This is a genomic window from Mycoplasmopsis agalactiae PG2, from assembly GCF_000063605.1.
GTDB lineage: Bacteria > Bacillota_I > Bacilli_A > Mycoplasmatales > Metamycoplasmataceae > Mycoplasmopsis > Mycoplasmopsis agalactiae.
Genome location: NC_009497.1, coordinates 13,283 through 26,608, shown reverse-complemented (window position 1 = coordinate 26,608; position 13,326 = coordinate 13,283). Strand labels below are relative to the sequence as shown.

At 30.4% G+C, this 13,326-nt stretch carries 11 protein-coding genes and 1 pseudogene; 7 read left to right on the top strand and 5 right to left on the bottom strand.

Translation table 4 applies throughout. The annotated features are described in order from the left end of the window. Positions 1-13 precede the first annotated feature (13 nt). From MAG_RS00140 to MAG_RS04640, 7 genes and pseudogenes are all read left to right on the top strand, one after another. Entirely contained in the window at positions 14-913 is a 900-nt protein-coding gene (locus tag MAG_RS00140) for a PfkB family carbohydrate kinase (RefSeq protein ID WP_011949209.1), read from the top strand. A gap of 1 nt (position 914) precedes the next feature. Further along, complete coding sequence (locus tag MAG_RS00135; protein WP_011949208.1) at positions 915-1,820, top strand: pseudouridine-5'-phosphate glycosidase; 906 nt, start codon at positions 915-917, stop codon at positions 1,818-1,820. A gap of 160 nt (positions 1,821-1,980) precedes the next feature. Further along, positions 1,981-2,730: a hypothetical protein gene (locus MAG_RS04105; RefSeq protein WP_011949207.1), complete on the top strand. Its 750-nt coding sequence runs from the start codon at positions 1,981-1,983 to the stop codon at positions 2,728-2,730. Further along, positions 2,702-3,313 carry a BspA family leucine-rich repeat surface protein gene (locus MAG_RS04150; protein WP_232955117.1) on the top strand — a complete coding sequence of 204 codons (612 nt, stop codon included), beginning with the start codon at positions 2,702-2,704 and terminating at the stop codon, positions 3,311-3,313. Before MAG_RS04105 ends, MAG_RS04150 begins: the two co-directional genes overlap by 29 nt. Positions 3,314-4,002: 689 nt before the next feature. After that, the gene (locus tag MAG_RS03850; RefSeq protein ID WP_050809743.1) at positions 4,003-4,440 is read left to right on the top strand and encodes a hypothetical protein; all 438 of its coding nucleotides are present in this window, start codon (positions 4,003-4,005) and stop codon (positions 4,438-4,440) included. Between the two features lie 164 nt (positions 4,441-4,604). Continuing rightward, positions 4,605-4,973: a BspA family leucine-rich repeat surface protein gene (locus tag MAG_RS00115; RefSeq protein WP_081475841.1), complete on the top strand. Its 369-nt coding sequence runs from the start codon at positions 4,605-4,607 to the stop codon at positions 4,971-4,973. Between the two features lie 89 nt (positions 4,974-5,062). Next, positions 5,063-6,980 (top strand): annotated as a pseudogene (locus tag MAG_RS04640) (S41 family peptidase). 53 nt (positions 6,981-7,033) lie between these two features. Here MAG_RS04640 and MAG_RS00105 read toward each other — a convergent pair. The 5 genes from MAG_RS00105 to MAG_RS00085 all read right to left on the bottom strand — a co-directional run bounded on the left by MAG_RS00105 (position 7,034) and on the right by MAG_RS00085 (position 13,210). Then, entirely contained in the window at positions 7,034-7,687 is a 654-nt protein-coding gene (locus MAG_RS00105; protein WP_011949201.1) for a deoxynucleoside kinase, read from the bottom strand. A gap of 1 nt (position 7,688) precedes the next feature. Continuing rightward, entirely contained in the window at positions 7,689-8,351 is a 663-nt protein-coding gene (locus MAG_RS00100; protein ID WP_011949200.1) for a deoxynucleoside kinase, read from the bottom strand. Positions 8,352-8,647: 296 nt separating this feature from the next. Beyond that, complete coding sequence (locus tag MAG_RS00095; protein WP_011949199.1) at positions 8,648-9,625, bottom strand: ABC transporter permease; 978 nt, start codon at positions 9,623-9,625, stop codon at positions 8,648-8,650. After that, positions 9,625-11,613: an ABC transporter permease subunit gene (locus MAG_RS00090; protein ID WP_011949198.1), complete on the bottom strand. Its 1,989-nt coding sequence runs from the start codon at positions 11,611-11,613 to the stop codon at positions 9,625-9,627. Before MAG_RS00090 ends, MAG_RS00095 begins: the two co-directional genes overlap by 1 nt. After that, positions 11,606-13,210: an ABC transporter ATP-binding protein gene (locus MAG_RS00085; RefSeq protein WP_011949197.1), complete on the bottom strand. Its 1,605-nt coding sequence runs from the start codon at positions 13,208-13,210 to the stop codon at positions 11,606-11,608. The genes MAG_RS00090 and MAG_RS00085 overlap by 8 nt, the downstream gene beginning before the upstream one ends. Positions 13,211-13,326 lie beyond the last annotated feature (116 nt).

The window sequence follows — 13,326 nt, the reverse complement described above, 5'->3', positions numbered from 1 at the left end:
TTACTGGAGGCTTATGAATGTTGTTGTAATTGGCTCAGTAAATTATGATCTTTATGCAAAGATTGATAATGAAATTGTCTTAAAGGACTCTAATCCTTCAAATATTTATAGTACACTGGGTGGCGTTGCTTATAATGTTGCAAAGAATCTGAAGCTAGCAAATGTTAATGCAACTTTAATTGCTGCTGTTGGCAATGATTTAGAGGCACAATGAATTAAAGAGCAATTAGATAATGACTTAATTAGTTATAGGCTAATTGTCAAAAATGACTATAAATCAGCCAAATACGTCGCTTTTTTAGACAAGAATTCTGATATGAATGTTGCTGCTAGTGATACTAAAATAACTGAAGCAGTTAATTATGATGATTTAATGAAATACAAAGACGTATTGGACAGTGCCACTTATATTTGTTTGGATGCTAATCTTAGTGAAGACTTGATCACAAAAATTTGCAAAAATTATGGCCATAAATTTATTATTGCTGAAGGGGTTTCTTCTCATAAGATTTTAAAGTTTAAACCTATTTTACAGTACTTTTCGCTAGTTAAAGCTAATAAAATTGAGTTTCAGAATCTGCTTTATTCTTCTGAAAAAGATATATTTATATTGGCTCAAGAAGCAGTTAAAAATGGAGCAAAAGCAGTTGTGATTACTGATGGAGAAAATGGCAGCTTATATTTTGATAAAGAAGAAAAAACTGAATTTTACAGACCCAATTCTATAAAGCCCCTATCTGCTTCTGGCGCTGGTGATGCATTTTGTGCAGGCTTAATTTATGGACTTATTAATAAGCTACAAATTTTGAAAATTGCAACAATTTTTTCAAAATTTGCACTGCTTAGTGTTAAAACAGTTAATGACGAATTAAATGAGAATACTTTAATAAAAGAATATATGGAGGTTAACTAATATGAATATAGTTTTTAGTAAGGAAGTTGAAAGCGCTTTAAAACATAAAAGACCTGTTGTTGCTTTAGAATCGACAATTATTACCCATGGAATGCCTTATCCTAAAAATGTTGAAATGGCACTTAATGTGGAAAATATAATTCGTAAGCAAGGTGCTGTGCCTGCAACAATAGCCATAATTAACGGAATAATTCATGTTGGTCTTGAAAATGATGAAATAAATGAGCTTGCTAAATTAAAAGATGTTATCAAAACTAGCAAGAGAGATTTTGGTTATGTTTTAGCAAATAAGAAAAATGGAGGCACAACAGTTTCTGGTACAGTCTTAGTTGCACAAAAAGTAGGTATTCCTGTTTTTGCAACTGGCGGGATTGGCGGTGTACATAGAGGAGCTGAAATAACTTTTGACATATCTAGAGACCTAGACGAATTATCAACAAACAATGTTTTAGTTGTTTGTGCTGGAGCTAAATTAATACTAGATTTAGGTTTAACACTTGAGTATTTAGAAACTAAAGGCGTTGAAGTATTAGGCTACAATAGTGATAAATTGCCAGCTTTTTACTCTTCATCTAGTGAATTTAATGTTACATACAATGTTCATTCAGCTAGCGAAGTTGCTGCAATAATGAAAGCTAAGTGAAAATTTACTAACGGCGGAATTATTTTAGCTAATCCTATTCCTGAACAATATGGTCTTGAATATGAATATATTTTAGATAATATCAACAAAGCAATTGAGCAAGCTAAAGTTGAAGGAATTAGTGGCAAAAAAACAACTCCTTATTTGCTCTCAAAAGTGCTTGAATTAACTGAAGGAAAGAGTCTTGAAGCTAATATTCAATTAGTTTATAACAATGCCAAAGTTGCTGCACAAGTAGCTGTTGAGTATGCTAAACAAAAGTAAAATTGCACAGTAATTTACATATAAAAATGAAAGTTTTATATGACTTTCATTTTTATATCATTTTTTCATATAAATTTACCTTTCATACCTTAAAATAGTTTTAAAAAATTATCTGACTAGTTAACTTAATGTATGAAATACTGAAAAATGAAGGAAGAATATGAAAATTAAAAAACTTTTATTGATTGCGCCGCTGTCTGCAATTTCTATGTCTTTTGTGGCAGCTAGATGTGCTAAGGGTGGGTCAAAACAGACTGAAATTATAAACACAGGAGCTAATAGAGTAGAAGAACTTGTTGATGAGAGTACTACTGAAAACAATAAAAACGGTGAGCTGTCAAATGAAACTAATGAATCAAAAGTAGAAAGATTAGGTGGGTCACAGTCTGACATAAACACTGAATCTGAGCAGCCTTCTAAAGTAGATAAAGAAAAGAAATCTGAAACATATAGTGCTGACAGTATGCCAAATAAACCTCAAGGTGATCAACCAATAGTTAAGGATTTGGAAAAAGATATTGATACTTTGCCTTCAATTTCTTCTGATGAAGCTAAAAAATACCAAAAGAAAGTTGAAGAGATTTGAAGAAAACACAGATATGGTTTTGCTAATTTTCATTACTTTGAAGATGTAGTAGATCAACTAAAAGTATATGTTGGAAAAGATATTGCAAAGTTTTTAAATCTAAGCGATCAAAGCAAATTAAAAGTTTTGATAGCAAAAGAAAATCCAAAGAAAACTATTGACTTATCAATTGGTAATGAGAAATTTTCTCTAAGATTTGGTGATATAACTAATTCAGTGCCAACTATATATTCATTTAAAGACAAGGAAGATGAAGAACACTTTTTTAGTGGCACAGATATTGAAAAATTAACTGTTGATTCTTCTAAAAAAAATAGTAGTTAAACAGCTTGGATACTACAAAACTGAAAATGGATCCTTTAGACTTGTGACTGTGCCAAAGAACACAGTGCAAGTACCTAGTCAATTACCATTAAAAGTTAACTCTCTTTTTGAAGCTTTTAAAGGTATAAGTGAAGAAAAGATTGAAAATCTAGATAAGTGAGATGTGTCAAATGTAACAAACTTATCGTCGACATTCTATGAGGCTAAAAATTTTAATCAATCATTAGATAACTGAAATACTATAAATGTTACTGATATGTCCTCAACATTCTCAGAAGCAATAAAGTTTAATTCATCAATCAAAGAGTGAAAAACTGATAATGTTAAAACAATGTATTCAATGTTTGCCGGTGCAATTGCCTTTAATCAAGATGTAAATGATTGAAACACTAAAAAAGTAACTGATATGACTGACTTATTTTGAGAGGCCAAATCGTTTAATAAACCTCTTAATAAATGAGAGGTTTCTAATGTAACATCAATGTACAGAATGTTTTCAGAAGCAGAAGCATTTAACCAGGATATCAGTGGATGAAATACAGAAAAAGTAGAAACAATGTTCGGTATGTTTGGAGGAGCTTAATCGTTTGATCAAAATATCAGTGGTTGAAAACTTTATGAAGGCGTAAATTTCCAATTCTTTACAAATGACAAATCTAAACTAAAAGAATCGAATAAGCCTGCAAAATTTAAAACTAAAGTTGCTCCTAAATAGTAACTTATCTAATATGACTGTTTTATAGGCTTCAATACATAAGACTGTAGTAGATTTCTTTCAATGTATTAGTTCGAATTTCATATTATCAAAATGAAGTGATATGTATGAAAATAAGCAAAAAAACTCATACTAATTGGTGGATCAATTGCAGTATCGATGCATTTTATTGCAGCTGGCTGTGCTAAGGTTCATAGTGAAAAAAAAGGGGGGGGTGCAACTTACTCCCATAAATAAGAATTTTATGGTGCCTGAATCAAATGATGAATTGGTCGAAAACGCAAATAAATAAATTGATGATCGTTCAAATTATTCAAACAGTGCATCAAATGAAGAAATGTTAAAAACTGACAATGATATAAATCATGAATTAACCACCAATAAAGAAATTAAAACCTATATTTGATCAAAGCTTTTAATTTTGAAAACAATGCTAAAAGTTTGCCAAAACTTACAAAAGATGAGGGTGAACAATTCAAAAAACAGATAAATAATGCCTGAAAAAGCATAAGGATGCTTTTGCTGAATTTCACACTTTTGCAGATGCATTGGAGCAGTTGAAAGCTTATGTAGGTGAAAAGATTGCTAAATATGTTTCTTTATCTCACAATGAAAAATCAAATAACTCTATAGCTAAAGATAACTCAAATAAACAATTTGAAATAAAACTTACTGGTGAAAATATATTGTTGCACTTTGGTGATATTAAAGATAGTGTTCCCACAATCTATAGAAAGCAAAAGGAAACTGACAAAGTTTATGTATTGTATGATAATAACCTAATAGTTGATAGTGATGATAAAATCTTAGTTACTCAATTAGGCTATTATAAACATTCAGATGGTCAGACTTTTAGAACTGTAACTGTTCCTAAAAACACAATTGAAGTTTCAGAAAACCCGCCTTTAAAAATTAATTCATTACATGAAGCATTTAAGGATTTGTCTTCGAAAGAAGTTGCCAATTTAAATAGTTGGGATCTAAAAAAATATTAAAAGTCTGTATCAACACTTGATGGTGCTAAACACTTTGATCAAGCATTAGACAAATGAAATACAGCAAACATTCAGACAATGAGTTATGTTTTTAATAATGCTACTAAGTTCAATGGTTCATTAAGGAGCTGAACAACTGATAATGTTCAAGATATAAATGGGTTATTCGCTGGTCAGAAAACTTTAATCAAGATATTAGTGCCTGGAATGTTTCTAATGTGACTAAAATGTCTGAAATGTTTTGAGCCACAACAAAATTCAATGCTAATATAGGAAAATGAGATGTTTCAAAAGTTACGTCTATGTATAATATGTTCTCGGAAGCCGAAAGTTTTAATCAAGATATAAGTCAATGAGATGTACAACAAGTAAAAACAATGGTTGGAATGTTTGGTGAAGCAAAGTCATTCAATCAAAATATTAGCTCATGAAAAGTTCGTAGCAATACTAGCTATGAAAAATTTACTAATGAATCATCAGTCTTAAAAGAAGATGTTAAGCCTAAAAGATTTCAAAAATTAAGCCAGAAGTAGACAAAAAACATACTGCACTAACTTTTAGTTTTGCCCCTTTGATTTTTATTGTGTAAAATTTCTTATAACACTATAAAACAAGGAGAAAAATGAAAAAGTATATTGGCTTGTTGACTTCTCTATCATTATCTTTGCCAATAGTTGGATGTAATGTTCAGAACAGTTCCCATGTGAATAAAATTATTAATAATGAAAGTACCCAACTAACTAAACATACAAATATCACTTACTTTGTAGATAATAAACCTGTTAAGAAAATTGAAGTGAAAACCAATTCAGCTATTGATTTTGAAACTATTCAAAAGCCAGGATATAAATTTGCTGGTTATTTTTTTGATAAAGATTTTAAATCACCAATTCCAAATGATTATATTGCTGATTCAGATCTGAATATTTATCTAAAATATATACCTAACTTTACTAAGTCAACATATAGGTTAAGCTCTATAACTAAAACTATTCTCCCTGCCACTAACAGTGTAGATTTTTATGAGTTGAATGATATAAATTACATTTCTGTTAATGATTTTTTAAAAATCTCTGATGGTATTCTTGAATTTGAACAAAATTACTATGATGTAAGTTATCAATCTAAATCATATGATTTGCAAAAGAAAATTAGCTCTTTCTATGATAATGATACTTTTACCATTAACTCTATAAATAAGTTTAATTCATCAAATGGCAATAATTCATTTGAACAAAACTATGCACTTAAGTTTGATTATCAAAATCAACAAATAGTTTTATCTAGCTATGAGTTTTTAAACTCGATATTACCAAGAGAGCATCAACAAAGCTTGCTATTTGAAATTAAAGATGAAAAAATCAGTGAGGATAAGCCAGTTGTTATTGATTTTAGAAAATATGGACTTGAAATGATAAAACATGAAGGTAAAATTTTAATTCCTTTTAATGTCATAAATCAAGTTCTATTAAGTGAATCTGTAAATCAGTTTTATTTTAATAATGATAAAGTGCTTATTTTTTAATTTTTATGAATTACATAATCCCGAAAATCTTGACTATAGACAAATGCTAAGCAGCACTAACTTAAATAAAAAAGTAATAAGTGAAGACTTAAAGGAATATCAATTTCAATTCTTTCACTTTCTTCTGGATAATTTTTATGGCATAAAAAATAAAGACCCTAATTGGTTTTTAAACTTCTTAAATAAATATAAATAAGGCTTGTTGGATTATGACGAAAAGCACTATAAAACAGTCCACTCAGTAATAAATGGCTTGGATGATTTACATACCAAACTGTTTATGAATGGATATAATCAGGATGAAAAGCAATATGATGATTTAAATAACAGTTTTGATGATACCAAACGAATTAAGGAATATTGAAAGCTTTATTTTAGTTTTCAAAAAATGTCTCCAAGAAATGACAATAACTTTGTTAAAACGACTTTAACTCCGGATAGTAAAACGTTGATTGTGCGTTTTGATGCTCTAATTGATGGCATAACAAGTGTTTTGGAGTCTGTGTTCGAGGAACATAAATCAAAAGATGTAAAAAATATTTTATTAGATTTTTCTAATATGCTAGGTGGCTCGCTTTATGCAGTTTATGAATTGTTAGGTTTTATAACTGACAAAGAGTTTAGCTACAATCTAATAAACCCTCAATCAGGCTCAAAAAATGGAATGAAAGTTAAGTCAAAAACAAATAAAAAGGATTTTAAATTTTATCTTTTAACTTCGCCAGTAACTTATTCATCAGGAAACTTATTTGCAGGTATTGTTAAGGACAACAATTTAGCAAAAATAATAGGTTATAAAACACAGGGCGGAGCTTCTTATTTAAAAATGTCTGTCTTGCCAACAGGCAATATTGCAGTTTTAAGCAGTAATAACGTTTTTGCTAATAAAAACTTTGAAAGCTATGAATATGGAGTAGATCCAGATATAGAATTTCCAAAAAATTCTGATGGCTCAAACGACTACAGCAAGTTGTTTGATGTTTCATACATACAAGAAATAGTAAACAAAAACTAACTTATGATCTTGTTTTATAGGCTTATAAGAAAATCAGGACTAGCTGCCTGATTTTATTTTGCTTCTTTAATATGTTTCTCAATTTTTGACACTGCTTCAATAAATACATCAGTATCAGACTTATCATTTGAATCAATTATTTCATATGGAATGTTGTATTTTGCGGCTAAATCAATGAATGTTTCTTTATAAATTTTATGTAAATATTTAAAGTACTCTTCATTTTCATTAAAATTATCTATTTCAACTTTCCTGCCTCTTTGAAAAATTCTTGATTTAAATGTTTCTCAATTTATATCAATAAAAAGAGCAAAGTCAGGGTTGCAGTTAGAATCATATATGTGACTGAATAACTTATCAAAAGCTTCAAAATACTTATTTTTCTTCTTGCTCAAAGTTGCCGCAGCAAAAATGTAGTGCTCTAAAATGAATCTGTCTAAAAACATATGACCATTTTGGTTGCTATTTGTCTTTTGAAATTTTTCTTTTTGCTCATGAAATGAATCAGTTAATGATTCAACCAAAAATGATTGGAAAGCAATATCAGTATTAGGTTGCTTTTCATAACATCATCTTAGAAAAGTGTTAAAAACTGGATCATTCTCACTAAATTCTTCAATGTATGCTGAATTTGGATAATAATTGCTGAGTTTTTTAACAAGTGTGCTCTTGCCACTACTTATCATTCCGCTTATGCCGATTATCATCCTAACCCCTTCTGAAAGTACTTTTGTGATTTGCAATAATTTCTAAAGCTTTTTCAAACACTTCATCTTCAGTGAGATTATCGGTTTCAATGATTTTGTACTCTAGCTTAAACTTTTCAGCTTGCTTGATGAACAAGTCTTTGTATAAATTATACAAAGTCTTGAAATATTCTTCATTGGCATAAAAATTGTCTATTTCAACTTGTCTTCCACGTTCAAAAATTCTTTTAAGGAACGTTTCTCAACTCATATCTAAATATATGGCAATATCAGGGGTTTCATCTTTAGTAATTAAGTGAGTAAACAAGGCATCATATCCGTCTAAGTAATTTTGACCCTTAGGTCTTAAATTTACATTTGCAAATATGTAGTGCTCAATGCTAAAACGATCTAAAAATATATGATCTGTTTGTCAATTTTTATTTAGCTTGTTAAACTCATCGATTAATTCGCTTAATTTAGTTGTGTGGTTTTCCACAACATATGATTGAAAGCCAATAGTTAAGTTCGGTTGTTTTTCATATAGTCATTTTAAAAAAGTATTAAACACTTCGCTATCTTCATCATATTCTTTAAGCATTAATGAAGTATTAAAATGCTTGTGTAATTTTGCTGTTAGTGTGCTTTTGCCACTGCTTATCATTCCGCTTATTCCTATTAGCATATCATTCTCCTTGTAATTTTAAAAAACATAATTATTTTACATATTTTAAGTACTTAAAAAAGCCAAAAAATTAAAGTATCAGAACCGGTATAGAAAAAGAAAAAAACTTTTTCATTTTTGGTTTTATATCGCTGTAAAACAAGTTTTTTGGTTGTTTTGTATAAGTTGTAAAATGCATAATTACCCCCTTGTTAAATATCTTTGTTTAAAGTCCATAATGCCTGTTTTATAGCACTGCAAGGATTAAATAAAATCAGCTCAGTTTTTTCTCTGAGCTGATAATAATTTGCGGTTAATTATCTCTTAGACTTATCATAATTTATACCAGAAGCAGCTGGGCCAGGAGCCAGACCACTAAAGGCCATAATCGAAATAAGTGTAAGAACATATGGAATAGCTTTGATTAGTTCACCAAATTTTTGTACTTTGTCTTTTGTTTCAACAGTAACAACCTTGTCGAATTCAACACTAAGTAATCATGCACCCATTTGTTGGAAGAATCCAAAGAATAAGGCACAAACAGGAACAATTAAGACATTTCAGTGAGACATAATCATAATTGCTAAGGCAAGGAAACCAAAACCGTTAGTTTGACCAGTAAATGGTAATTTTTGGGCAAATACACCCCCTGCCATTCCTGCTATACATCCAGAAATAACAATTCCTGTTCATTTGTATTTGTAAACATTAATACCGGCTACGTCAACAGCTTGTGGATTTTCACCAACTGCTTTGAAACGTAAACCTCATTTTGTTTTGTTTAAAGCAAACCATGAAATAACTACAACAGCAATTAGTAAGAATAATTTAAAGCTTAAAATGTTTCCAAAATTGTTGTAGTTAGTGCTTAATGCAAGTTCTTTAACAGTATGATCAATTTGTTTGTGAGCATTACCTAAAAGAGAAGGGTTCATGATAGCAGCACAAATACCAACTGATAAAAGGTTCAACGCAACACCAGTAATTGTGTGTTCAGCTTTTAGTTTTATTGTTGCTAAACCTAGCAATAGTGAAAATAGTGAGCCAAATAAAGCAGCAAATATAAGTGAGATTATCTCAAGACCGGGCACATCTAAATTAAGACCACTAATTCTTCCGCCACTTGTAAAAAGGGCTGAAGTAATACAGTATCCAAGTGCGCCGACTGACATTGTACCTTCGATTGCAATATTAACTGTTCCTGATCTTTCAGCAAATATTCCGGCAATAGCTGCTAGTCCAAGAACACAGGCGAAGAATAATGTTTCGTTAGTTATAAATGCTATACTTTCCATTAATTACCTCCTGTTACTACAGCTTCTATTGCTTTAATTTTTTCTTTATATTGATGGAACAAGTCTTGATTTATGCTGATGCTTGAATTTTCATCACCAGAATCGTTTTTAACTTCAATACCTTTATATGAAGCTAATAAGTCTTTTTTGTAAGCAGCATAACTGGTTTTAATTTGAGCAAGTTCTTCTTGCGACTTTGCTAGCTCAGCAGTTAATTTATTAACTAATTCAGCATCATTTTGTACTTGAGCACTTTTTAGTTGTTTGTTAAGATCCTTAATCATTTGTTTTTTATCTTCATATAGATAAAATAGCTCGTTTTTGAATTGCTCTAAATTATGTTCTTTGACTATTTTATAGTGCTTTTGGTCATATGATCCTTGAGCAAAAATTAATCTTAATTCAATAAATAAATAATTATCTAACAATTCTTCTTGTATCTTTTTAAGTTCAATTTTCAATTGAGTTAGCTTAACGTTTTTAAGATTCTTGATGTCTTTAATGTCAAAGTAACCATATCTTGTTAATTCTTGATTAAGTACAACTTTATCTTTAGCTAACTTTTGGAAAATTTTCTCTATCTCGTTGTTTGATAGTTTCTTATCTAGCTTTTTGTCAGTTCCTTGTTTAATTTTAATTAAAGCTTCATTTTCTATCTCTCTAATTTTGCTCTTAATTTCTTTGTATTTTAGTTTATTTTCTGTATACACTTTATGAGCTTCAATAAGAAGTAATTTAGTGTTTTCTTTAACTGCTTTAACTTTTTCTTTATAGGTTTGATAATGCCCTTTGTACTCTTTTTGAGTCAGCAAGGAAATTCATAACCTAAATTTCCGAATAGGCCTAAAATTAGTAAACATTAAGGCAAGTGCTGTTGTGAATATAATAACACCAACAACTAGATCAATACCACCTTCTTTAACACCGCTTGTTGAGTAAAAACTAATCAATTCAATTCTAGAAAACTCTAGCATCGTGTAGAAAACAGATGAGAAAAGAATTCCTATTGGCGAGTTAATACCAATTAATGATATAGCTATCGTGTCAAAACCTAGTGGCAGCGGACTGGAAAGCGTAATTACATCATACTGCTTAGCTTTAAAGACAAAGTGGATAAATCCAGCAAGTCCAGCTAATGCGCCAGAAAAGCCCATTGATAAAACAGTTGTTAATTTTTGGTTAACACCAGCATATGAACTAGCGTCTTTATTAAGTCCGTTCATTTTGATTTTGTAACCTAAAGAGGTAAATGCAAAAATCATATATAAAGTTAATGAAACAAATGCTACTAGTACTATTCCAAAAATTCAGAATGAACTTTTGTCAAAAAATCCACCTGAAATGTTAATAGGGGCTGAACCAGTTGATGCGTTTTTAAACACAAAGCTGTTGTTAAATGGTGATTTAGAACCAAATATAAAACTACCAATATAAACAGCCACTCAGTTAAGCAAAATAGTTGAAACAACTTCGTGAATGTTGAAAAATGCTTTACATAATCCAGCTATTGCAGCATATAAAAATCCTATAACAATTGAAAGCAGCATTATTAAGAACACTAACCCTTGGTTTTTAATAGCACCATTACTTTCAATTACATTGCTTTGGTTAATTAATGCTAAACAAATAACGCCTGAAAGTGACATTTGTCCAGCAACCCCAATGTTGAATAGCCCTGTTTTAAAGGAGAATCCGACACCAATTGATGCCAGTGAGTAAATAATAAATATATAAACTCAGTCAATGTTTCCTTTAGTTGCTGTTGCATTGAAAACTTGGGCAAAAAACTCAAATGGATTGGTTTGGAAAAATACTAAAAGCACAATGCTTGAGACAAAAATTCCAAATACAACTGATCAAATTGAGTTATATGCCTTTCTTCTTGTAGAAACAGCACTATCGGCGTTTACACCTTTTTTAACCTTGCTTCAGAAATTTCTAAAGAATGATAAAACAGGGTTTTGTTGTTTTTCAGCACTCTTATTCATTGCCCTCTCCTTCTGTTTCATCATCCTTGTTTGATGCAGCCATTAATAAACCGATTTCTGTTCTATTAAATTGTGCTGCAGGTTTAAGATCTAATATTCTGCCATCATTAATAACGGCAATTGTGTCGGCTAAAGCTAAAATTTCATCAAGCTCATATGAAATTAATAATATAGCTTTGCCTGCCTGTTTTTCTAAGAGAATTTTCTTATGGATTAAGTCAATTGCTCCAACGTCAAGTCCTCTGGTTGGCTGTACTATCACAAGTAGATTATGATCAGTGCTCATTTCTCTACCAACAATTGCTTTTTGTTGGTTACCACCAGAAAGCGATCTAGCCAAGGAATTACCGTGGTTAGTACCTCTAACATCAAAGTTAGCAACAACATTTTGGAACAATTCTTCTTTTTTGTTGGCTTTAATAAAACCAAATGGTGCATAAGTTTTATCATTTAGCAATCTTAAAATAGAGTTATCTCTGATACTAAAGTCTAAAACTAGTCCGTGCTTGTGTCTATCACCTGGCACAATGTTAATTTTGGCTGCTCTGTTCTTTTTATCAACGCTTCAGTTGGTAATATTAAATTCATTAATTGATTTTGGATTACTTGAATCAAAATCAGGATTTTTAATTTTAATTTCACCATGTGTAGGTTTAACTAAGCCCGCTAAAACATATTCTAATGTTTCTTGACCATTGCCCTCAACACCAGCTATTGCCAAAATTTCGCCTGGGTGAACTTTAAATGACACATCTTTTAAAGAAACTGAATCTCTAGTTTTCTTAGTTGAAACATTTTCAAATGAGATAAGCTCCGGTTTATCATAACTGTCAAATAATGCAGTATTTTTTGTTTCAACAACTTTTTGACCAACCATAGCCTCAGCTAACTGTGGAATAGACGTCTTGGACACATCATATGTTCCAATAACCTTTCCTTTTCTTAAAACAGTTGCTTCATCTGCAACTTGCTTAACTTCGTTGAGTTTATGGGAAATAAAAATGATGGTTTTGCCGTTTTCCTTAAACACTTGCATTGTTTTAAGTAAACCTTGAATTTCTTGGTCTGTTAAAACAGCTGTAGGTTCATCAAAAATCAAAATTTCAGCATCACGATAAAGCATCTTCATAATCTCAACTTTTTGTTGAGTTGCCACAGTTGCTTTAGATGTTTTTTGGTTTAGATTAAAGTGTAAATCATATAGCTCTTGAATGCTTTTAATTTTAGCTTTAGCTAACTTAAGATCCAAGGTGCCCATTGAATAGTTGTAAGTAAACTCTGAACCCATAATCACATTTTGTAAATTAGTATAAGCTGCAACTAATTTAAAATGTTGGTGAACCATACCAATACCTATTTCATTAGCTTGGTTAGGATTCTTAACAATTACTGATTTACCATTAATTTTGACTGACCCTTCAGTTGGTTCATATAAGCCAAACAAAATTGATGTTAGCGTACTTTTGCCAGCACCATTTTCACCAATAAGCGCGTGAATTGAGCCTTTTTTAACTTTGAAAGTAACATCATCGTTAGCTCTTATACCAACAAAGTCTTTAGTAACATGCTCAAATTCAACGGCATATTCATGCTCCATAAAACCCCCTTTCTTGTATCTTTCTTGTATAAAATATATTTAAGTAAATACAATTTAATTATATATAAATGTTTATTGATGATAGCCTTTGGAATGCTAAATTCAGTAATTAGTAA